22 protein-coding genes are annotated in these 20,196 nt (G+C 61.9%); 10 read left to right on the plus strand and 12 right to left on the minus strand.

Features of this window, described 5'->3' with window-relative positions; translation table 11 throughout:
- Window positions 1-74: 74 nt before the first annotated feature.
- Window positions 75-2,858, minus strand: coding sequence for a TonB-dependent receptor (locus ACNI3Q_RS00245; RefSeq protein WP_426273147.1), 2,784 nt, complete (start codon window positions 2,856-2,858; stop codon window positions 75-77).
- A 336-nt stretch (window positions 2,859-3,194) separates the two neighbouring features.
- Between ACNI3Q_RS00245 and ACNI3Q_RS00250 the strand changes: the two genes are divergently transcribed.
- Entirely contained in the window at window positions 3,195-4,394 is a 1,200-nt protein-coding gene (locus ACNI3Q_RS00250) for an MFS transporter (RefSeq protein WP_426273149.1), read from the plus strand.
- Window positions 4,395-4,547: 153 nt separating this feature from the next.
- Here ACNI3Q_RS00250 and ACNI3Q_RS00255 read toward each other — a convergent pair whose 3' ends face one another.
- The 5 genes from ACNI3Q_RS00255 to ACNI3Q_RS00275 all read right to left on the minus strand — a co-directional run bounded on the left by ACNI3Q_RS00255 (window position 4,548) and on the right by ACNI3Q_RS00275 (window position 6,921).
- On the minus strand, window positions 4,548-4,739 hold the full coding sequence (locus tag ACNI3Q_RS00255) for a uracil-DNA glycosylase (protein ID WP_426273151.1): 192 nt from the start codon (window positions 4,737-4,739) through the stop codon (window positions 4,548-4,550).
- A gap of 623 nt (window positions 4,740-5,362) precedes the next feature.
- Window positions 5,363-5,773 carry a hypothetical protein gene (locus ACNI3Q_RS00260; RefSeq protein ID WP_426273152.1) on the minus strand — a complete coding sequence of 137 codons (411 nt, stop codon included), beginning with the start codon at window positions 5,771-5,773 and terminating at the stop codon, window positions 5,363-5,365.
- 164 nt (window positions 5,774-5,937) lie between these two features.
- Entirely contained in the window at window positions 5,938-6,084 is a 147-nt protein-coding gene (locus ACNI3Q_RS00265; protein WP_426273154.1) for a hypothetical protein, read from the minus strand.
- A gap of 18 nt (window positions 6,085-6,102) precedes the next feature.
- Window positions 6,103-6,447 carry a hypothetical protein gene (locus tag ACNI3Q_RS00270; RefSeq protein WP_426273156.1) on the minus strand — a complete coding sequence of 115 codons (345 nt, stop codon included), beginning with the start codon at window positions 6,445-6,447 and terminating at the stop codon, window positions 6,103-6,105.
- Between the two features lie 75 nt (window positions 6,448-6,522).
- Entirely contained in the window at window positions 6,523-6,921 is a 399-nt protein-coding gene (locus ACNI3Q_RS00275) for a RidA family protein (RefSeq protein ID WP_426273158.1), read from the minus strand.
- Window positions 6,922-7,049: 128 nt separating this feature from the next.
- On the opposite strand from ACNI3Q_RS00275, the gene ACNI3Q_RS00280 reads away from it, so the two are divergent.
- The gene (locus tag ACNI3Q_RS00280) at window positions 7,050-7,640 is read left to right on the plus strand and encodes a TetR/AcrR family transcriptional regulator (RefSeq protein ID WP_426273160.1); all 591 of its coding nucleotides are present in this window, start codon (window positions 7,050-7,052) and stop codon (window positions 7,638-7,640) included.
- Window positions 7,641-7,686: 46 nt separating this feature from the next.
- Here the strand turns inward: ACNI3Q_RS00280 and ACNI3Q_RS00285 are convergent, their stop codons facing one another.
- Together ACNI3Q_RS00285 and ACNI3Q_RS00290 are read right to left on the minus strand one after the other, a co-directional pair.
- On the minus strand, window positions 7,687-8,235 hold the full coding sequence (locus tag ACNI3Q_RS00285; RefSeq protein ID WP_426273162.1) for a nuclear transport factor 2 family protein: 549 nt from the start codon (window positions 8,233-8,235) through the stop codon (window positions 7,687-7,689).
- 30 nt (window positions 8,236-8,265) lie between these two features.
- Window positions 8,266-9,339, minus strand: coding sequence for an aldo/keto reductase (locus tag ACNI3Q_RS00290; protein ID WP_426273164.1), 1,074 nt, complete (start codon window positions 9,337-9,339; stop codon window positions 8,266-8,268).
- A gap of 150 nt (window positions 9,340-9,489) precedes the next feature.
- Here ACNI3Q_RS00290 and ACNI3Q_RS00295 point away from each other — a divergent pair, with 150 nt between their 5' ends.
- Window positions 9,490-10,434 (plus strand): LysR family transcriptional regulator, encoded by a 945-nt coding sequence (locus ACNI3Q_RS00295; RefSeq protein WP_426273166.1) that lies wholly within the window; start codon window positions 9,490-9,492, stop codon window positions 10,432-10,434.
- Here the strand turns inward: ACNI3Q_RS00295 and ACNI3Q_RS00300 are convergent.
- Window positions 10,407-11,252, minus strand: coding sequence for a helix-turn-helix transcriptional regulator (locus tag ACNI3Q_RS00300; protein ID WP_483263595.1), 846 nt, complete (start codon window positions 11,250-11,252; stop codon window positions 10,407-10,409). The genes ACNI3Q_RS00295 and ACNI3Q_RS00300 overlap by 28 nt on opposite strands.
- 99 nt (window positions 11,253-11,351) lie before the next feature.
- Here ACNI3Q_RS00300 and ACNI3Q_RS00305 point away from each other — a divergent pair, with 99 nt between their 5' ends.
- The gene (locus ACNI3Q_RS00305) at window positions 11,352-12,251 is read left to right on the plus strand and encodes an SDR family oxidoreductase (RefSeq protein WP_426273170.1); all 900 of its coding nucleotides are present in this window, start codon (window positions 11,352-11,354) and stop codon (window positions 12,249-12,251) included.
- Window positions 12,252-12,694: 443 nt separating this feature from the next.
- Here the strand turns inward: ACNI3Q_RS00305 and ACNI3Q_RS00310 are convergent, their stop codons facing one another.
- Genes ACNI3Q_RS00310 through ACNI3Q_RS00320 form a run of 3 tightly spaced genes read right to left on the minus strand, consistent with a single transcriptional unit; the run spans window position 12,695 to window position 15,086 of the window.
- A complete protein-coding gene (locus ACNI3Q_RS00310; RefSeq protein ID WP_426273172.1) occupies window positions 12,695-13,183 on the minus strand; it encodes a GlcG/HbpS family heme-binding protein in 489 nt (162 codons plus the stop codon).
- Between the two features lie 20 nt (window positions 13,184-13,203).
- Window positions 13,204-14,034: a (R)-mandelonitrile lyase gene (locus ACNI3Q_RS00315; protein ID WP_426273174.1), complete on the minus strand. Its 831-nt coding sequence runs from the start codon at window positions 14,032-14,034 to the stop codon at window positions 13,204-13,206.
- On the minus strand, window positions 14,031-15,086 hold the full coding sequence (locus tag ACNI3Q_RS00320; protein WP_426274155.1) for an aldo/keto reductase: 1,056 nt from the start codon (window positions 15,084-15,086) through the stop codon (window positions 14,031-14,033). Before ACNI3Q_RS00320 ends, ACNI3Q_RS00315 begins: the two co-directional genes overlap by 4 nt.
- A 186-nt stretch (window positions 15,087-15,272) precedes the next feature.
- Here ACNI3Q_RS00320 and ACNI3Q_RS00325 point away from each other — a divergent pair, with 186 nt between their 5' ends.
- The 6 genes from ACNI3Q_RS00325 (at window position 15,273) to ACNI3Q_RS00350 (ending at window position 20,190) form a co-directional block, all read left to right on the plus strand.
- Entirely contained in the window at window positions 15,273-16,163 is an 891-nt protein-coding gene (locus ACNI3Q_RS00325) for a LysR family transcriptional regulator (protein WP_426273176.1), read from the plus strand.
- Window positions 16,164-16,421: 258 nt separating this feature from the next.
- A complete protein-coding gene (locus ACNI3Q_RS00330) occupies window positions 16,422-16,787 on the plus strand; it encodes a PadR family transcriptional regulator (RefSeq protein ID WP_426273178.1) in 366 nt (121 codons plus the stop codon).
- Window positions 16,784-17,362, plus strand: a complete 579-nt coding sequence (locus tag ACNI3Q_RS00335; protein WP_426273180.1) for a hypothetical protein — start codon at window positions 16,784-16,786, stop codon at window positions 17,360-17,362. Before ACNI3Q_RS00330 ends, ACNI3Q_RS00335 begins: the two co-directional genes overlap by 4 nt.
- Window positions 17,363-17,410: 48 nt before the next feature.
- Window positions 17,411-18,256: a CPBP family intramembrane glutamic endopeptidase gene (locus tag ACNI3Q_RS00340; protein ID WP_426273181.1), complete on the plus strand. Its 846-nt coding sequence runs from the start codon at window positions 17,411-17,413 to the stop codon at window positions 18,254-18,256.
- Window positions 18,257-18,321: 65 nt separating this feature from the next.
- Window positions 18,322-19,320 carry a glycerophosphodiester phosphodiesterase family protein gene (locus ACNI3Q_RS00345; RefSeq protein ID WP_426273183.1) on the plus strand — a complete coding sequence of 333 codons (999 nt, stop codon included), beginning with the start codon at window positions 18,322-18,324 and terminating at the stop codon, window positions 19,318-19,320.
- 45 nt (window positions 19,321-19,365) lie between these two features.
- Window positions 19,366-20,190, plus strand: coding sequence for an LD-carboxypeptidase (locus ACNI3Q_RS00350; RefSeq protein WP_426273185.1), 825 nt, complete (start codon window positions 19,366-19,368; stop codon window positions 20,188-20,190).
- Window positions 20,191-20,196 lie beyond the last annotated feature (6 nt).

Below are 20,196 nucleotides of genomic sequence, written 5' to 3' on the forward strand. Positions count from 1 at the left end.
ATACGCCCTTTACGCGTCACTTTACCTATGTGGGTGGATGGGGAGCAGCAAGCATGTTCTGCTCCCCGCCCGGATCAGAAGCTGATTCTTACCCGTCCGCCGACCAGCCGGGGATTGGTGAACCAGCGGGTATTGCTGAACTGGCTGACCAACAGGCCGGCAGCAACCGTCTTGTTGGTGAGGTTGTTGACATAGCCCTCGACGCGAAACTTGCCGCGCGTCACGCCCGCCGCCAGGTTGACGATGGCATAGGACGGGATGCGATCCTCCAGAAAGGCGCGCGGCGTATCCGGGAAGCGGTAATCCTCCGAATTGAAGATCGTGCCGAAGCTGGACGAGCGCCACGACACGCTAACCAGCCAGTCAAAGGTCGCATCCTCTGTGCCGCCGCCGATCGGAATAACCTGGGCAAGCGCGGCATTGAACTGCCACCGCGGCGTATAGGGCAGCCGCTTGCCGTTGATCGGCCGGGCGATGGCATCAACCGAGTTGACGTCCGACTGGAACCGGAAATCCTGCACCGGCTCGGCATTCTTGACGCGCGCCTCCAGCCACAGGAAATCGGCGCCGAACTTGAAATTGCCGGGCAGGATGATCGACCCGCTGCCCTGCAGGCCATAGGTCTCGCTGTCCGCCGCGTTATAGGTGAAGGACACGACCTGGTTCTGGGTGAACCCGTCCGGCACCTGGGTCGGCCCGGTCACGTCGATCAGCTCGCCATTGGGGCCAGTGATCTGTTCGATGATCGATTGCACGCCGAGCAGGGCGGTCAGCTGCTGGTCGTTATAATTGTTGTAGAATGCGGCGAGGTTGAACACCGCCGTCCGGCCGAACACCTTGAACTCGTTCTTGGTGCCGACCTCGAACAGGGTCACATTTTCCGGACGGAAGAACGGCGCGGGGCCGAGCGGGCCGAGATTGTCGTTGAAGCTTGCCGCCTTGTGCCCCCGCGAGACCAGCGCATAGACCAGATTTTCGGGCGTGATGTCATATTCCGCGCGCAGCCGCCAGTCGACGAAATCGCTGGTGATCGCTGCCGCCTGGTTGTTGATGGTGTGCGCGACGAAATTATAGGTGAAGCCGTCGCCGTTCACGCACTGGAACCCAGGGGCGACCGCTGGGGTATAGCAGCCCCGGCCCGCCGGGATGGTATAGGCGGGATCGGAGAGGAGGACCGGATTGGCGTTGATTGCGTCAATTGCCGGGCCGAATGCGTCTAAGATGGTGTCGCGCGTGCCGAAGCGCTTTACCCCGTCGAGGAAGAAGAACAGCTGCTCTCCCGAAGAGATAATGCCGTCGCCATTCTGGTCGGGATCGAAGATCGTCCTGTCAGTGTTGAACTCAAACCCTGGCGTGCCGAGCCTGAAAAATCCGCAGCAGCCAAAATCCGACGCACCGCCGCCGAAAAAATAGCGCGAAATGACACCGGTGCGCGATTTGCGGTCCTTGGTATAACGCACGCCGCCGGTGACGCGGAATGCATCAGTCACCGAATAGGTGGCATCGCCGTAAAAGGCGAAGGCTTCGCTGGTGGTGCGGGTGTTGAACTCTTGTCCTTGAAAGAAGGAGTTGTTGTCGGACACGCTGCTGCTGAAGGTGCGCTGCCGTTCCCAGAAATAATTGCCACCCAAAGAATATTTGAATGGCTCGTCGTCGCTGAACAGGCGCAGTTCGTGGAAGGACGAGCGCGATCCGTTGCGGCTGATCCCCTGGCCGTAATTGTCCAGCCGCTCCTCGCCGATCGCGCCGCCGTAAAAGGCCTCCTCGAAATCGGGAAAGGCGACGCCGATCGGCCCGGCGCCCTTGGAGTTGAAACGCAGGTCACGATAGCTGCCGATATATTCGACGTTGAACAGCCCGCCGGGTTCATAGGCCAGCCGGGTGCGGAAGCCGGAATGTTCGGTGGTGTAGCGCTCACCCAGCGGCCCGGTGAGCACCGCGCGGGGATCCTCCACCTCGTCGGCCAGTCGGGTCAGCCCGTCTTCGAGCCCCAGAAAGGCGGAATAGTTGGAGCCGTTGAAGCCAGTCGTCGTCTGGTAATTATAGTCGCCCGCCAGCAGGATGCTGATTTCGTCGGTCGGCTTGTACAGCCACTGGCCGCGCACGCCGCGGTTGTCCGCCTGATAGGGCGCCTCGACATCGGGAAAGCGGCCGACATTGCGGTAATAGGGACCGTGGCTGTCGAAACTGGCGGAAATGCGGGTCGCCATCTTCTCGCCGATCGGCAGGTTCAGCACGGTGCGCACGCTGACCTGATCGTAATTGCCGACCCCGCCCTCAATCATGCCACCGAAATTGCCAAGCTCGGGCTTGAAGGCGATGAAGTTGAGCGATCCCGACGATGCGTTGCGTCCGCGCAGCGTCCCCTGCGGCCCGAAATTCACCTCGACCGCTTGCAGGTCGAAAAATGCGTTGCTGAGGCCCTGAACGCGCGGGACATAGACATCGTCGAAATGCGTGGCGACATTCGGGTCGCCCAGTTCGGTATTCTGGTTGGTGCCGATGCCCCGCAGCGCGACATTGATCGCGCCGTTCAGGTTCTGCACGCGAAGCCCCGGCAGCACGTCGTTCAAATTTTCGAGCGTGTTGATCCCGATGCGGTTCAGCTCGTCGCCCGTCAGCACCGCCGCCGTGCCGGCATAGTCCTGAAGCGGCTCAGCCCTGCGATCGGCGGAAACGATAATGACGTCGTCCCCCTCGATGACCGGTGCGGTGCGGGGCGCGTCCTGCTCGTCAGGCTCCGGCTCGCCCGGTTGCGGCGCGCTTCCGGTCGGCGCCTCCTGCGCCAGCGCGGCGTGCGGCAAGGCAAGCGCGCCGATCGCGGCGCCCAGCATCAGGCGGAGGATTTGAGTTTTCATCACAGCTCTCCCCGTTTCAGGCCGAGCTGATTGCCCGTGCCGATCTGTCGTTCGGGCCAGCACGGGTGCGCGGGGAGGGGACGTGATGAGGAGGCGCGGCAGGGCCACGGCTCGGTTCCTCTCCTGATCGCGGCCGTCCGGCTCGCTTTATAATTGTGAACGTTCACTTGCCTCAGACAACCGACCCTTGTCAAGCAATTGGCGAGGCGGCAACCGGCGGTTTCCCGGGTGCATTTCCCGGTGCTGCAATCCGCCTTTTGCAAGTCGGTGCAAGCTTTGGCACGCTGATCGAGGCGACCCGAAAACCGGGCGATCGGAAGGGAGGAGAGGAACGCGATGGCATCAAGGCCAGCGGCACGCGCGCGGATGATGCCGCCCATCGTCCTGGCCTGCGCGCTGGCCCATGCCGGGGCGGTGGTGGCGTTCCTGCCGCTGCTCACGCTGCTGCTGCCGCTCAAGGTCGCCCTGCTCGCCGCCGATCAGCGCATCGCCATGCTCAGCCTGGCGATCATCGCCGGTGCGATCACCGCCAGCATGGCCAATCTGCTGTTCGGCTGGCTCAGTGACCTCAGCGTTCAGCGCGGCGGCGGGCGGCGGCCCTGGATGCTGGCCGGGCTGGCGTTCACTGGCGCGGCGCTGATGCTGTTCGCGCTTGCCGACACGGTGGTCCTTTTGGTCGGGACGGTCATCCTGTTCCAGCTGTCGGTCAACGCCGTCATCGCGCCGATGATGGCGATCATGGCGGACGAGATTCCCGACACCGAAAAGGGGCTGGCGGGCGGCACGTTGGCGCTTGGCGCGCCACTGGCGGCTGGGGTGTCCGCGCTGCTCGTCACGTTGCCGGTGACGGATGAACCCGTGCGCCTAGCGATCGTCGCGGGGATCAGCATTGCGTTTGTCGCGCCGCTGCTCGGCGTGCGCGGCAAGGTTCAGCCTGCACGCTCGCCCCGGCATGAACAGCGATTGGCGAGGGCGCGCCGTGACCTGATGCTAGCCTGGGCAGCACGGCTGCTGGTGCAGGTCGCCTTCGGCATCCTCTCGCTCTACACGCTCTATTATCTCGCCAGCCTATCGCCGGACCAGTCGTCGGCCATGCTGTCGCGCCGCGCCGCCCTGCTGCATGTGCTGGCCTATGCCATGGCCGTCCCGACGGCGATCCTGCTTGGCCGCTGGTCCGACAAGCGGGGGCGGCGCAAACCGTTCCTGATCCTGCTGGTCTCGACGGGCGCGCTGGCGCTGGTCGGTATGGCGCTTGCACCTAGCCCGGCAGCGGCAATGATCGCCTATTGCGTGCATGCCGTTTGTGCGCTGGCCTTTCTGGCGCTGCACGAAGGCTTGATCCTGCAATTGCTGCCCGACCCTCTCTGGCGGGGCCGCGACCTGGGCCTGATGAATCTCACCAACACGATCCCGTCGCTGGTCGGCGCGATCCTGACGGCGCTGTTAGCGACGCCCCGGGATTTCGGCGCCCTGCTCCTGGTCCTGGCGGCAGCGATGGTGGTGGGCGCGATCAGCGTCCTGCACATCCGTGAATGAACCCCTGACGCCCGGCGCATCCATGGCGGTCCCGTACCGCCGTGCCGAGAGTCCTGCAGCCGATTGCGATCGCGCGGTCCTGGTCCTTGCGGCGCTTTCGATTGTCGCGCAGCGCCTGGGCGGGGCAGGCCTGGCATTCGGCACCCCTGGGGCTTACGCTGCCGCTTGTGCCGCCGCTGGCTGGCGCCAATCAATCGCCCCGCGCTCGCGCGCCGGCAGAAAGGCGTCGGCCTGGCTGAAATTGCTGCAGCCGAGAAAGCCGGCAGGCGCCGTCAGCGCCAGATGGCCACTGCGGTCCACCACGGCCGCTTTCTTCTGCGCGTGACTGCCGCACAGCAGGAACACCACCGGATCCAGGCTAGTCGGCGCCAGCAAGGTCTCTCAGCCGGGAAGCAATCTGGCCGCGACCGAACTTGTCCTGAGCAACGAACACTTGAAGCAAAAGAACGAAGCCAGCGCCCCGACGCCGGGCCTCAGCGCCATGCCCACTTCACGCAATACCCGCAAGATGGTCCGTGGCAGGCACACGGTTAGTGGGTGGCACGAGCGGCGGTGGCGGCGGGATCATTGCCTCAGCGGATGGCCGCAATGCACGTCTAGCCAGTCGAAACCGGACGGTCCGCTACCGGCCCAGAAGCGGCTCGGCCGCTTTTGCAGTAGCTAGCGGTCGGCAAAGCGCCCCATGTCGGTTGTTCAGACTAGAAAGGGCGTATCCCAAGCGGACACACCTCACTTCGATAGGCTCACAACCAGAAGGTAGTTCGAATCCTGTCGGGTACACCATTTCCAAAGTCGCAACGGCGGCGGACAGCGATGGCGTAGTGCGGGTTTGGCGTAGTATTGCGGGCAGATTCGCTTGTGCCCGCGGTTCACGACCATGGCCGAGCGTCTACCAACTCAGAGGCTCGGAAGTCGAACGTGGAGGACGTCCTTCTCCGCGTTCTGAGTTTGAGATAGTTGTCACCCCGCTAAAGCTGATCGCTCTTGGCGACCCAAGCAGCCATTTCACCATCGGCTATTGAAAGAGACACCCGCCATCGATCGGTGCGTCGCAGAATGTAGACATGGGTCCATTCGGCTATCAGCGCGTCGCGCTGGCCGTACATGCGGTAGGCGATGCGTGCCTGAGCGACGTCCGGGAACAGTTCGGTTGCGGATAACAGCTCGCCTTCGGGCCGGATCACGCCTTGCTGTCGGTAGAATTCCATCAAGGTAACGCAATGATCACGAAACGCTGGCCGCTCCACTGCGAAATTTCCTGTGGGCGAGGGGGAAAGCGCGACCCTATCCAACATCTCGATAAGGGCATCGGCGTCGCTGCCCGCGAACGCAACGACATAGGCGTTAAAGAACCCAGCCATTTCCTCATCAAACGTCACGATCGGTCTTCTGGTGAACGGGTATGCGGCATCGGGGTTGGCGTGTTTGCAGGAGCGGATGCTTGCATCAGCGCTTTGTCACCAAAAATGCCGACAACCCGACCATGCAAGACGCCGTTCGGGCACGGCCTATCGCATGTGCGATCCGGCCGTACCCGACCATTTCAGGCGTTCAGCGCTCGCTTGAAGAAATAGTGTACCACAAAGTGTCCTGGCGACACGACAGCCACCAGCTCCCACCCCTGCTGACCCAACTCGTTCAGCTTCAACGCATCGAGCTTTTCCTCGACCGTCAGATATTCCCAATTCATCTGTTTTCTCCTGAACTGTCAGCGCTTGCATTCACGGCGGCTGGGGTCACGGTCGCAGCGTTGCTTGCGAGCGCGGTCGGCCATGATCTGGGCGTCGCGCGCAATCTCGCTGGTCAGCCTGGTCTTTTCGAGGTCCTCGATCTTCTTGAAGTCGCGCCGACGCTGCTGCGCGAGCATGCAGTCACTATAGGCGGGCGAGCCGTAGCGGGCACCGAAATTGGCGCAGGTGTCCGCGTCATTCTGGAGATTAACCTGCCGCCGCTCAGCGCCCGACATACAACCGACGAGGCTGACGCTCAGCAAAGCGGCGATGCCGAGAGATTTCGCGGATCGGGGAACGGGGGGAAGGGTGTGGTACGCCATTACAATAACTCCGTTTGTGTTCTTGGCCTCAGGAATCGGCATCGTCCTTTGCCCGCGCTGTTCGCGCCATGAGGGTCATTCTGTCGCCGGGATGCGCGCGACGACCTTGATCTCGAAATCGAACCCGGCGAGCCAGTTGACGCCGATCGCGGTCCAGGTCGGATAGGGTGCATTCGGAAAGTTTTCGTCCTTGATCGCTAGGACGCGATCAAACTGGTTCACCGGATCGGTGTGGAACGTGGTGACGTCCACGACATCGTCCAGCGTGCCGCCCACTGCGGCAAGCACTGCGCGAAGATTGCTGAAGGCGAGCCGCACCTGATCCTCAAAGTCGGGCTCCGGCGTGCCGTCGTCGCGGCTGCCGACCTGCCCCGATACGAATAGCAGGTCGCCGGATCGAACCGCGGCGGAATAGCGATGGATGTCGTACAGCGCCTGCCGCCCGGCAGGAAAAATGGCGTCGCGTTTTGTCATTGCTTCGTTCCCCTGCGATAGAGGCCATTAGTTGGCCGCAACGCTAAACATACCGCTCGTATGCCAATTGCTCACATACGTAGCGTATGTCAACTGAGCGGTGGTATGTTTGCGATGATCGGAGATACATGACCGGCAAAACCCGTGCGGCAATGATGGCTGAAACCCGTGGCAAGCTCCTCGCCGCCGGACGCAAGGCGTTCGCCGAAAAGGGGTTTGCTGCAGCGTCGATGGACGATCTCACCGCCGCGGTCGGGCTGACGCGGGGCGCGCTCTACCACCATTTCGGTGACAAACAGGGTCTGCTCGCCGCAGTGGTCGCTGAGATCGACGGCGAAATGGCGGCCACGGCCAAGGCCAGCGCCGCCCGTGCGCCGGACCCCTGGGCGGCGCTTGAGGCGGAAGGCATTGCCTATATCGAGCTGGCGCTCGACCCCGAGGTGCAGCGCATCGTGCTGCGCGATGGTCCGGCTTTTCTGGGCGATCCGTCGCAATGGCCGAGCCAAAGCGTCTGTCTTGTCGAAACCCGCCTTGTACTGGCACAGCTGGCCCGCGATGGTCGACTGAAGCCGGTCGATATCGAGGCTGCAGCGCGATTGCTCAACGGTGCCGCACTCGACGCGGCGCTCTGGGTTGCGGCGAGCACCGAACCCCGATCCGTCCTGCCCCGTGCGATCGAGGCCTTCCGGGCGATGGCGAGGGGCCTGCTCGCGTCGTAGCCGCGGCGGCACGCGAGGCCGCGCGACATTGAACGAGCCGGGCGCATTATCGTGGTCGCGGGGCATCGGTTTCGACAACTCTCTGATAGGCGACCAGGTCGAGGAACGCTTCGCCCTCGACGACGCGATTGTTTCTCATGCGGAAAATCCAAACGAATTCGTTGCGATACGGCTCGCCCGATCGGGTCGTGGCGGCACCGCTGAATCGGACGATGACGGTGCCACCATCGGCGACGATGCGGTGAACCTTGGGAACGATGGGTGTCGCCAGCCGGGTGACAAGCGGCGTGGACGCGCGGTCGATCAACTCATCACGCCCACTATAGGTGCCGGCGACCGGCCCGGACCCGTGGATCGTCCAGACGACATCGGGCGCGAGCAGCTCGGCGAAGACATCACCGCCCGCCTTCCATTGGTCGAACGCCGCACGCACAGTTGCAGCGTTCCGCTGCTCGATCATGTCAGCTGCGATCTCAGCATTGGCTAGCGGAGTCGAAGTCTTCGAACCCGCCGGGTCGGTTGCAGTGCCGACGGCAAAGACGAGCAGAACGATGCTGCTCGCCGCTCTTGGCAGTTGCAGGTGAAGTGCGGGCATGGTCGCGGTTCCTTTGGACACCAAGGGCGATCAGCCGCGGTGCGGCGTGACCGAGCGGGTCCCGAAGATCAGTTGCTGGACCATCGGCCGTGCAACGAAGCGCTGTGGAAAGATTGGGTCGGGTGCACTTGCCGTGTTGAGCCGCGCCAGATGGTCGTCGCTGAGCCGAAGATCGAGTGCGCCGAAATTGTCCTCGGCCTGAGCGAGCGTGCGAGCGCCGATCACGGGAGACACCACGGCCGGATGGCGAAGCGTCCATGCCAGCGCCACCTGCGCGCGCGAGGCACCGACTTCGACGGCGACTTTGCCCACGACATCGGCAATCGCCAGCGACCGTTCGTTCAAATGCCCGGACGACGCGATCACCCCCTTGCGTGTCGGCGACACATCGGCGCTATTGTCGTCAGTCAGGTCGGTGCTGGCATATTTGCCCGACAGGATGCCGCCGCCGAGCGGCGACCAAGGCAGGACGCCCAAGCCCATGGCCTGTGCCATCGGCATGAGTTCATGTTCGACGGTGCGCTCGACGAGGCTGTACTCGATCTGCAGAGCGACCAGCGGCGACCAGCCGTGCAGGTCGGCGATCGTCTGCATTTGCGCAATCCGCCATGCAGGCGTGTTGCAGATGCCCAGATAGAGCAGCTTGCCGTCGCGCACGAGGTCGTCGAGCGCGCGCATTACTTCCTCCGGCGACGTCGTGAAATCCCAGGCGTGGAGGTAGAGCAGGTCGATCCGGTCGGTATCGAGCTGGCGTAGGCTGGTCTCGACCGAGCGAATCAGGTTGAGCCGATGGTTGCCGCCCGAATTGATATTGGCGGGATCGCGCGACATGGTTGCCTTGGTCGCGAGCACGATACGCTCGCGCTTCCCCCGGATCAGCGTGCCGAGAATGCGTTCGGATGTGCCGTCGGTGTAGTTGACGGCGGTGTCGATGAAATTGCCGCCGCGATCGACATAGGCATCGAAGATGCGCCCCGCTTCATCGGCATCGGCACCCCAGCCCCAATCAGAGCCGAAGGTCATGGTGCCGAGCGCCAGCGGCGAGATCCGCAGGCCGGAACGGCCAAGCAGGCGGTATTGGTCGAGCGCCGTTGCGTCATTCATACAGTGTTCCTTGCCGAAAGGGTGATGGTGCAGATGGACAAAAGCTCGCTTCTGCCGATCGAACCGGTTCCCGTGAGCTGCAATTACGCATGACGGCGCATGACGAATAATGCATAATTATCAGAATATGCATGACAGAAAGTATGGATAATGCGCTTTGACGGGCGATTGCTGAGCGGCATCGGTGTTCTGGGCGCGGTAATCGAAGCGGGCAGCTTCGCGCGGGCCGGTGAGGCGATGGGGCTTACCCAGCCTGCCGTCAGCCGAGCGGTTGCACGGCTGGAGGCTCGCATCGGCATCCGCATCTTCAATCGATCCGCCCGGGCCATTTCACTCACTGAGGAGGGACGGCGCTTTTATGAAGCTGTCGGCCCGCTGATTGCTGGCATCGAAGAGGCCGCGGACTTGGCTAGCGGATCGCGAGCGGCGGTCAGGGGAACCTTGCGGGTCAATGTCGATGGCACGTTCGGCCATCTCGTGCTCGCACCGCGCATCAAAACGTTTCTCGATCTCTATCCTGAACTGCGTGTCGAGATATTCGTTCGCGACTCGATCGGCGATTTCGTCGCCGACGCGTTGGACGTCGCGGTGCGCTTCGGTGATCTGGGCAGCCGCTCGCTGCACACCGAACGGCTCCTCGACACCCGTGTCGTCACCTGTGCGTCAAAAGCCTATCTCAATGCGCATGGAACGCCGACGATACCCGCCGATCTGTTGGTGGGCCACCAGTGCGTGACGATACGCGATCCCGTAACCGGACGTCCGTTTGAATGGGAGTTTCGCCGCGGCCGTGAGGTCATCCCGTTTGAGCCCGTGGGCCGGGTGATGGTCAATGATACAGGTTCGCTGATCGGTGCCTGCCGGTCAGGCGCGGGCATCGTTCAGCTGCTCGAGCTCTATGTCGATGCACGGCTGCAGGACGATATCGTCCAGATCCTTCCCGACTGGTCCGACGAAACCTTCCCGCTCAATGCCTATTATCGCAAGTCAGAATGGATGCCGGCAAAGACGCGCGCATTTCTGGCGTTTGTCCGCAGTCTCGCGACCGAGGCAAACGAAGCTGCGGTTCATGATTTGCCGGCAGCCGTGCCGTGACTGTTCATCAAGGTCGCGATTGCGGCGGACACCGCGGCGCTGGCGGGTTGATAAACCACCATCGACAGATCGGGCCGCCCGTCGACCGCGAACGCGGCATATTCGATTGAAATCTGACCGAGGATGGGATGGCGGAGGCGTTTCAGCCCTTCGCCGTGCGCGCGAACGTCATGGTCGTGCCACATCGCGGCGAACTCGGGACTGAGCCGGCTGAGCTCGGCCACCAGCGGCGCGGCCTGGTCCGCCGCGCCTGCGCGCGCCACTTCGGCACGAAATACCGCCACCACAAAACGCGCCACCGCTTCCCAGTCGTGCTGCGCCGCGCGCGCATGGGGATCACAGAACATCAGTCGCAGGATGTTGCGTTCCTCGGGCGCGAGCGCCGCATAGTCGGTCAGCACGATGGCAGCCGCCCGATTCCACGCGACGACGTCCCAGGTCATGGTCCTGAGGATCGCAGGCGTCGTGCCCATCGAATCGAGCACGCGCTGCAGCAGCGGCGTGACGCCCTCAACCCCTCGATAGCGGATGTCGGGCAGGCGTCCGAGCGCCATCAGGAACACATGTTCGCGCTCTGCCTCGGTCAACATCAACGCCTGCGCGATTCGATCGAGAACCATCGCCGATGGCGCGCCGCCGCGCCCCTGCTCCAGCCAGGTGTACCAGGTTGTACTGATATTGGCGCGCTGTGCCACCTCTTCGCGCCGAAGTCCGGGTGTGCGCCGCCGCGCTGCCAGAAAGCCCAGCGCAGCGGGGTTCAGTCGGGCCCGCCGATCCTTGAGGTACGCGCCCAGCCCGCTTTGGTCGATCCTTGCCACCGTCAAGCCGGTAATCCTTATACCCGTATAAGGACACTACTTTACCCGGTTCGGGTATTGATATCGAGACCGTGCTTCGCATCAGATGGAGGAGCACTCATGCAAATATTCGTCACCGGGGCGACAGGTTTTGTCGGGTCGGCAATTGTGTCGGAACTGCTTGGGGCGGGTCACCAGGTGGTTGGGCTGGCCCGTTCGGACAGCGCCGCCAGCGCGCTTCGCAACGCCGGAGCTGCGGTCCACCGGGGATCGCTGGAGCAGCCGCACAGCCTAGCCGAAGCGGCGATGGCAGCGGACGCGGTTATTCATGCGGCCTTCGATCACGACTTCACGCGCTTCGCAGCCAGCAGCGTGGCGGACCGTCGCGCAATCGAAGTACTGGGTGAGGCCTTTGCGGGAAGCAATCGCCCGTTGCTGGTAACCGCCGGTGCGGCTTTCCTCGCGCCGGGGCGGGTCGCATTCGAGACCGACACTCCGCCGGCCGATCCCGATTATCCGCGGCAATCAGAGGCTGCCGCCGCCGAACTTGCTGACCGCGGCGTGCGCGCCGCTGTCGTCCGCCTGCCTCCGTCTGTGCATGGCCCTGGGGATCGCGGCTTCGTTCCGATGCTGGCCGCGATCGCTCGCGAGAGAGGCGTTTCGGCGTTCATCGGTGCCGGCGAGAACCGCTGGACGGCAGTGCACCAGCTCGATGCGGCGCGTGTCTATCGGCTGGCGCTGGAGCACGGTACGACATCGCGCGCCTACCACGCGGTCGCCGAGGAACAGGTCGCGTTCCGCACGATCGCGGAGGCGATTGGCCTCCAACTCGGGCTGCCGGTTCGGTCGATCTCCGCAGACGAAGCAGCGGGGCATTTCGGCTGGTTCGCAGCGTTCGCAGCCATGGACACACCTGTATCCAGTGCGCAGACCCGCGCGATGCTGGGCTGGCAGCCGGAGCAGGTCGATCTGCTGACCGATCTGCTTTCCGGGGATTATTTCGCTCAGCCGTCTGTATGAAAGATGGCGGGGCTGACGAGTGTCGGCCCCGCCATTCATAGGTGTAAAGCTCACGCGTCGAAGCCTGCATCAACCGCGAAGGTAGAGCCATTCCTGAAACGAGCAGCGCGACCGTTAATCCACTCGACGCACGATACAATAGCGGTGGATGCCCAGCGGTAGCGTTTAAGTCTACTTTGCGCCTAAAGAGCTGCCATTCCAGCCAAGGTCTGCCACGCAAAAAAGCAGTCGTTGGCAACCAAGGGCTAACTACTTTGCGAGCGCGGGGGGATTAACTACATGCGGGACGGCTCCAGCGTAGCGCTCGTAGACCATTTCTTTTAGCTTGGCTTAATCTGCGTCACTGTCAAAACCGCTTGATTTCCCCTTAAGCTTGCATAGTCGCACTGATCTGCGCCGCAGAAAACAAGCGTTGCGGGCCACAGTAAACCATGTGCCGAACATCACTCTCTCGCGCGAAGTGCTGCCCCGAGGGTCGCCTCGGCGATTTCCGTATCCTGGTCGGCGGTGGCACCGGATATGCCCAGCGCGCCGATGATCCGATTGTCGATGACGATAAGCACACCGCCGCCTATTGCTATGACCTCATCGGAAGACAGCAGCACCGTGCGGCCATTCTTCACCCGCTCTTCCAGCGCCGCGGACGATACCCGCAAGCGTGCAGCGGTGCGGGCCTTTTGCTGGGCCAGGCGGATCGATGCATAAGGAACGCCATCCATCCGTGTGAACGCCACGAGTTCGCCGGAAGGCTCGACAACAGCGAAGGCCATCTTGAACCCTCGAGTGGCAGCCAGCTCCATGCCACGTTGAATGAGCGCCTGCGCTTGCTCGGCTGCGATCGGAGTTCCGTATTCACTGACTGGAGTGCTTTGAGCGTGCGCGGATGCGTGTGTCAGCGTGAGGGCGCAAGCGATGGCGACGATCTGTTTCATTAACCTCTCCTAAGTTCGCTTCAGCGAGGCCCTCGCGAATATTCACTAATCGACACTGGCTCCAGCCACTCCACATCCGCATTGTCCGACAGGGCCACGTGCGTCATCGAAGAGCTCGCCGTAGCACCATGCCAATGCTTCACACCTGGACCGATCACCGCTACGTCGCCAGCGCAAATCCGCTCAACTGAGCCACCCTCTTGCTGTGTCCAGCCACATCCTTCGGTTACGATCAGCGTTTGTCCGGCACTGTGCTTGTGCCATGCCGTCCGTGCACCGACCTCGAAATGCACCGTCGAACCGCGAAGACGCCCAGTCCCAGCGCCGTCGAATGGAGCCGACACGCTGACATTGCCGGTAAAGTGTGTAGCACTACCTCCCACGATCGGTCCGGCGCCCTTTCGCATAATGTTCGACATACGTGCGATGCCTAAACCCGCATCCGGCATTCTCATCTCGGCGGCATTGATCCCACGTGCCTCGAGTGCTGCTCGCGCAACCCCCAGCGCAGCCACAGCCCGAGGCCAACCGGCATAAAATGCGACGTGGGTGACCAGCCCCCCGATCTCGACAGGCTTCACACCGTTATCCAGCGCACGATTGACATGCCCCGTCAGCTGCCCGTCATGCCCACCAGCAACCAGCACCGCCAAGGTCACCAGGCTGCGGTCGCGGGGCGTCAGGTCGCTGCGCTTCCACACCTCGCCGAACAGAACCTCGTCGGTGAAGCCCGCAAGCGCTGGCGCTACCCAGTGCATATCCTCTGGCGCGACAGTCGGGGGAATCTGCTGCGCCGTGGCGAGTTCAGCGGACAGGGCCGTGGCAATCACCGCTATGGCAATCGACCTCACCGCTGCACCATGGGCGGTGCCTCTTGATTGGAATAGGCTAGCACCGCATCGGGAAGTCGCTGCCCGCGCACCTCGATCGCGCGAACCGAAGCATTCAGCTCGGCGAGTTCGTCGGTCGTGAACCGAACCGCAGCGGCGGCAGTGTTTTGCCGCATATGCGCGGCACTGGTCGTTCCCGGTATTGGCACGATCCATGGCTTTTGCGCCAGCAGCCAGGCCAGCGCGATCTGGCCCGGTGCGGCCCTCTTGCGCACTGCCCACGCCTTTACGAGCGCGACCAGCTGAAGATTATGGCCAATATTCTCCGGTGCAAAACGGCTTTCCAAGCTGCGGATATCACCCGGCGCAAAGCGCGTTGCGGCGTCGATCCAGCCGGTCAGGAACTGGACGCCAAGCGGGCTCCATGGAACGAAGCCGATACCGAGCTCCTCGCACAGCGGCAGCACTTCGGCCTCGGGGCCACGCCACAGCATTGAATATTCGTTCTGTACAGCGGTGACCGGCAAGGTCGCATGCGCGCGGCGCAGCGTTTTGAGGCCCATCTCGGAGAGACCCCAGTGCCGGACTTTGCCTTGCCGCATCAGATCCTGAACCGCACCGGCCACTTCCTCAATGGGCACTTCGGGATCAACGCGGTGCTGATAAAGCAGATCGATGCGATCGGTCCGCAAACGCTTCAGCATGCCGTCGACAACGATCTTGATATGGGCCGGCCGGCTGTTCAGCCCGGGGCGACGGGTTCCGGTTTCCTGATCGATGTTCCAGCCGAATTTTGAAGTAATGATGACCTTGTCACGGAACGGCTGGATCGCCTCGCCCAGAATGCGCTCGCACTCATGCGGGCCATAAGCCTCCGCGCAATCGAAAAAGGTCACACCGTGATCGAACGCGGTGCGAATGAGGTCGATCATTTCGGCTCGATAAGGCGTCTCGGTCGTGTATTTGCGGCTCTGGTTCTGGACGCCAAGCCCGATGCTGGAGACCTCGAGCGATCCCAGGCGGCGGCGATCGTTCGAGATCGCCGGCGACGTCGAGCCTTTTGCCGCAGCCATCAACAGGGGCGAGGCGGCCAAGCCAGCGAGAAGATTGCGCCGAGGCAAGCCGGGCTTGTGTTCATCAACCATCGGTTCTGACCTTATTTTGAGCATGAGCATCGTTATGCCGCCAATGCATCATTGCGAATAGTCAGGGCAAATCGCTAAAGCTTATGACATCTATTCATTAATTGGAGTGGCGACATGCGGCGCGAGGAACTGGGCAACCTGGCGATGTTCGCGGTTGTCGCCGAGGAGCGGAGCTTTACCCGCGCGGCTGCCAAGCTGGGCATATCGCAATCAGCGCTCAGCCACTCGATGAAGCGTCTGGAGGCGAAGCTGGGCTTGCGGCTGCTCACCCGAACGACGCGAAGCGTCGCACCAACTGCAGCGGGCGAGCGACTGCTCGACAGCCTTCGACCCGCGCTGGAGGACATCAACGCCAGTATTGCCGCGTTGACCGAACTCCATGATCGGCCAGTGGGGAACTTTCGCATCACCACGTCTGAGCACGCCGCTCAAACCGTGCTGTGGCCAGCGATCGATCGACTGACCGCCAAATACCCGGAGATCAGGATCGAACTGAACATCGAATCCCGTTTAACCGATATTGTTGCGGAACGATTTGACGCTGGCGTGCGACTGGGCGAGCGCCTCGAACAGGACATGATCGCGCTGCGCATCGGCCCGCGCCTGCGGATGGCGACCGTAGCATCGCCGGCCTATATCGCGCGGCACGGCAGCCCGCAAAGCCCTCAGGACCTGGCTAGGCACCACTGCATCAACCTGCGAATGATGAGTGGCAGCGTCTATGCCTGGGAATACGAGAAAGGGGGCCGCGAGCTGAACGTGCAAGTGGATGGCCAGCTGGTGCTGAACAATGTCGATCTGATCATTGCAGCTGCGGTTGCGGGTCACGGGCTGGCTCATCTGATCGAGGACCGCGTCGCGCCAATGATTGCACAGGGCAAACTGGTTCGAGTGCTGGAAAACTGGTGCGATCCCTTCGATAGCTATTTTTTATATTACACCAGCAGACGACAGCCATCTCTCGCGTTCGGCTTATTGATCGACGCGCTGCGCTATCGAGATTGAAGCAGGGCAGGTCCGTGTTCCGGGCTATCCGCATATCAGGTGGCAGCCGCAAACAACCTACATGACCAATACGAAGGGCAGCTTAAGCTCTCTCGCAGATGAAAGCTGCCTTACCTCTTTCGACCCCATTCCGGCCATCCACTACCGCTTCCAGCTGCTGCGCGAAACTGCTGCAAGGCATGTCGTAATAGACCGTCCCAGACGTTAGAATTACCGAAAGCCTTGCATTGCAAGGAATGGCCGATCTAATAACCTTGCATGACAAGGCAATCGAGCGAGTCGGGAGAACATCTTGCGCGCTGGGAAATCCAGTTGCGCAAGGGCATACTCGAATTCGTCATCCTGCTCAGCCTCAGTCGACGAGAGCAATACGGCTTTGAACTTGTAACTGGGCTGACTGAACGCGCCACGATCGATGTGCCCGAAGGCACGATTTATCCGTTGCTGCTGCGTCTCTCTAAGGATGGCTTGATTCAGTCCGAGCTGCGCGACGGTGATGGCGGTGCTCCGCGCAAATACTACACGCTGACCCACAAGGGCAGCGCCTTGCTCGCCGCTATGATCCCGAGCTGGCAGAAGCTGGCTGCCTCCGTTGACGGCCTGCTGGGAGGACACCGCAATTGACCCATCGTTTCGATGATCCTGCCACGTGCCAGATGTGGAATTCCTACTTTGCCGAGCTGGACCAGCTGATTGCACCATTGGGCGAGGATGGCCGCGAGCTTCGCGATGATCTGGAGCAGCATCTACTCGAAGGCCTTGACCTCGCCGCTGGCCGCGCCAGCACTCCGGCGCATCTCCGAGACGCATTGGCGAAGCTGGGCCGACCAATGGATATCCTTCGCCCCGTCTTGGCTGAAAGCTACCTGTCGCAAGGCGCGCAGAATTTCAATCCGATCACCATCAGCAAAGGGTTGTTCCACAACTTGCTCGCTGGGGGCAGCCGGGTGCTGGCCGGCTTTGCCTTCGCCATCGGCTACCTGTTCATCGCGGTCTTCGTCGCTCTCGCCCTCGCAAAGCCGTTCTGGGATGAGCATGTTGGGCTCTTCCGCTACCCCGACGGACGGATAGCGGCAGGCTTTGTATCGCAGAGAGCAGCCGGCGAGGAGCTGTTGGGATGGTGGTCCATACCCGTCGCGCTGGCGCTTGCTGCCCTCACCTACATTCTGCTGACCAAAGGCCTGAAAAGGCTGCTGTGAGATGATCAGCTCATTTAATCGAAAGCCTTGCTATACAAGGATACATCAATGCCTGAATTTGAGACTGATCGTCCCGCGTCATTCCCGTGGACCTTTGTCGGCTTGACCTATGCGATCAGCTGGACGGTCTGGATCGCTGGATGGTTCGCGCTGGCCAAGCCCGGGCAGCTCACCGAAGGAGGGGCAATTTTCGCTGTCATTCTGGCCGGTTCGTTCGGCCCGGGCCTTGCCGCAGCCATCCTGACCTTGCGCGGCGGCCGTGATGAGTTCCTGGCGTGGGCGCGTGCCTTCGTGAAATTTCGCTGTGGCTGGCGAGCCTATGCTGCGGCTTTTCTTCCGTTCCCCCTTGCGGTTTTGCTGCTCACGGTTCTGCTGGGGTATGCCCCCCTCATCGACTCACTCGGCGGAGAACCTGCATCGGCATTCTATGCAACGATCTTCCCGGCTGCGATCCTCAACGGTATCGTTGCAGCGGTTATGGGCGCGGGACCATTCGGAGAGGAAGGCGGCTGGCGCGGATACCTGCTGCCCCGCCTGCTTGAAAGCGGCGGCGAGTTGCGCGCTTCCCTGATAATCGGGGTGATCTGGGCCCTTTGGCATCTGCCACCCATGGCGATGTTTTCCGACTGGCGGGATGGAATCCCCTTCTGGACCTATCTTCCGCTGTATGTGGTCAGCGTGATCGCCCTCTCGTTCCTTTTTACGCGAGTATGGTTGATCGGCCGGGGTAGCTTGGTGCCGGTCATCTGGCTGCACGGCATCGTCAATGCAATTGGCCCCATGGCATTCAACACCCGCATGTGGGCAAGTCCGTGGCCGCATGAGGCTGCCGTGCTCTTTTTTGCTGCTGCGGGCCTGATTGCGGCGGCATCACTGGCGGAGCGATCCAGATAAGGTCATTTCTTCTGAGGCATTACACGCTTAAATACATTCAATGAAATTATAATGGGCACCGGCATATGAATCGACGTCGCGCATTTCTTCTTGCAGCGCTCATGGTGATCGGCGCGGTCTATTTCGCAAATGCATCCTGGCTTGCGCCTGATCCAGAGGGTGAAGTGCAATTGATGGCCCACCGGGGCATCCATCAGCTTTACGACCGGGCCGGGATCGACAAGGATACTTGCACCGCCAACCGCATGCTGCCCCCGACGAACCCTTACATCGAGAACACCTTGCCATCGATTGCAGCCAGCTTTCAGGCAGGCGCCGACATCCTTGAAATCGATATTCATCCCACGGCCGACAACGAGTTCGTGGTGTTTCACGACTGGACGATCGATTGCCGGACCGAAGGGAAAGGCGTCACGCGTGAGCAGTCGCTGGAATATCTCAAGTCGCTCGACGTAGGCTATGGATACACAGCCGATGGCGGAAAGACGTTCCCGTTCCGCGGTAAGGGCAAGGGCATGATGCCGTCGCTGGCCGAAGTCCTGAAGGCTTTTCCCGAGCAACGCTTCCTGATCAACTTCAAAAGCCGATGGCTTCGGGAAGCGGATCTTTTGCAAGCGTATCTCGAGCGGCATGGGATCATTATCGATGAAAGAATCATGGTTTATGGCCACGACAAGCCTGTCGGGCGCTGGAAAACCATCAATCCGGACGGTTTTGCCTTCTCCAAGGCAGAGATGAAAAGCTGCACCTTTGATTACATGAAGGTTGGATGGAGCACGAAAATGCCCGACTCTTGCGTCGGCAGCGTTATCGGGGTGCCGATCAACTACAGGCATCTGGTGTGGGGATGGCCCAACCGGTTCTTAGACCGGATGCGCCAATCGGGCACGACCGTGATCTTCCTCGGAAACATCGAAAACGAAAATGGTGCACCCGGCATCACGGACCCTGACGATCTCGATGCTGTGCCAGCAGGCTTCAACGGGTTGATCTGGACTGACGCGATAGAGCAAGTCGGGCCAGCGTGGACAAGGAAGACAGGCGCACAAGTAGGTGGCAATTAGACCCATTGGCGACCGGAGGGCGTCGATTTGACAGGAACTACTTTTGTGATCGGCGTCGTGGCACCTGCGGCACCAGTCGACCCCAAGATTGTGGACCCGATCCAACAGATCGCTGCTGGCCTCTACGGCGATCGGGTGGAAGTGAGGTTCCATCCCAACTGCTTCCTCTCGGCCGGACACTTCGCAGGAGAGGACGCCGAGCGCGCCGCTGCGACCATCGAATTCGCCAATTCACCCGACATCGACGCGATCTGGTTCGGTCGCGGCGGATACGGAACCATGCGCGTTGCCCCCGCCGTTCTTGCCGCTCTGAAGCCGGAGGCGCTTGCCAAGCCCTATCTCGGCTATAGTGACCTTGGTGTGTTGATGGCCGGGCTATACAACCGGGGCGCGCCGCTGCTTGCGCATGGGCCCGTGGTGCATGATCTCTACCGCCCGAACGGCGTAGCTGCGGTCACCCGCGCCCTGCACTGGCTGGTGGAGCGATCACCGGAAGCCCTTGAGCCAGGCCTCATCCCTGGACGCAAGGTCGCAGCGTTCAACCTGACCGTGCTCTGCCATCTGATCGGCACCTCAGTGGAGCCTGCCATTGCAGGGCACGAGCTGTTGGTCGAAGAAGTGGCGGAACAGATGTATCGGATTGATCGATGTTTCGCCCACCTGTCCGATACCCGGTTGGCGAGGGAAATCTCAGGACTGCGCCTCGGTCGATGCATGCAGATCATTCCCAATGAGCCCGAATTTGCCCTGACCGAGGAAGAGATCGCCGCGCAATGGTGTGCCCGCGCTGGCATCCCCTATCTCGGCCGTGCCGATATTGCCCATGACGCGGACAACAAGATCGTGCCCTTCGGCGGTATCACTACCTGAAGACCG

Source organism: Sphingomonas eleionomae (genome assembly GCF_049889035.1).
Lineage (GTDB): Bacteria > Pseudomonadota > Alphaproteobacteria > Sphingomonadales > Sphingomonadaceae > Sphingomonas.

Bases quoted from the DNA above. Each gene is read 5' to 3' on its own strand.
- ACNI3Q_RS00330 (WP_426273178.1), top strand. From the start codon at position 16,422: ATGACAAGGCAATCGAGCGAGTCGGGAGAACATCTTGCGCGCTGGGAA.
- ACNI3Q_RS00280 (WP_426273160.1), top strand. From the start codon at position 7,050: ATGACCGGCAAAACCCGTGCGGCAATGATGGCTGAAACCCGTGGCAAG.
- ACNI3Q_RS00305 (WP_426273170.1), top strand. From the start codon at position 11,352: ATGCAAATATTCGTCACCGGGGCGACAGGTTTTGTCGGGTCGGCAATT.
- ACNI3Q_RS00285 (WP_426273162.1), bottom strand. From the start codon at position 8,235: ATGCCCGCACTTCACCTGCAACTGCCAAGAGCGGCGAGCAGCATCGTT.
- ACNI3Q_RS00245 (WP_426273147.1), bottom strand. From the start codon at position 2,858: ATGAAAACTCAAATCCTCCGCCTGATGCTGGGCGCCGCGATCGGCGCG.
- ACNI3Q_RS00325 (WP_426273176.1), top strand. From the start codon at position 15,273: ATGCGGCGCGAGGAACTGGGCAACCTGGCGATGTTCGCGGTTGTCGCC.
- ACNI3Q_RS00340 (WP_426273181.1), top strand. From the start codon at position 17,411: ATGCCTGAATTTGAGACTGATCGTCCCGCGTCATTCCCGTGGACCTTT.
- ACNI3Q_RS00265 (WP_426273154.1), bottom strand. From the start codon at position 6,084: ATGAATTGGGAATATCTGACGGTCGAGGAAAAGCTCGATGCGTTGAAG.
- ACNI3Q_RS00250 (WP_426273149.1), top strand. From the start codon at position 3,195: ATGGCATCAAGGCCAGCGGCACGCGCGCGGATGATGCCGCCCATCGTC.
- ACNI3Q_RS00295 (WP_426273166.1), top strand. From the start codon at position 9,490: ATGCGCTTTGACGGGCGATTGCTGAGCGGCATCGGTGTTCTGGGCGCG.
- ACNI3Q_RS00345 (WP_426273183.1), top strand. From the start codon at position 18,322: ATGAATCGACGTCGCGCATTTCTTCTTGCAGCGCTCATGGTGATCGGC.
- ACNI3Q_RS00310 (WP_426273172.1), bottom strand. From the start codon at position 13,183: ATGAAACAGATCGTCGCCATCGCTTGCGCCCTCACGCTGACACACGCA.
- ACNI3Q_RS00320 (WP_426274155.1), bottom strand. From the start codon at position 15,086: ATGGCTGCGGCAAAAGGCTCGACGTCGCCGGCGATCTCGAACGATCGC.
- ACNI3Q_RS00290 (WP_426273164.1), bottom strand. From the start codon at position 9,339: ATGAATGACGCAACGGCGCTCGACCAATACCGCCTGCTTGGCCGTTCC.
- ACNI3Q_RS00275 (WP_426273158.1), bottom strand. From the start codon at position 6,921: ATGACAAAACGCGACGCCATTTTTCCTGCCGGGCGGCAGGCGCTGTAC.
- ACNI3Q_RS00270 (WP_426273156.1), bottom strand. From the start codon at position 6,447: ATGGCGTACCACACCCTTCCCCCCGTTCCCCGATCCGCGAAATCTCTC.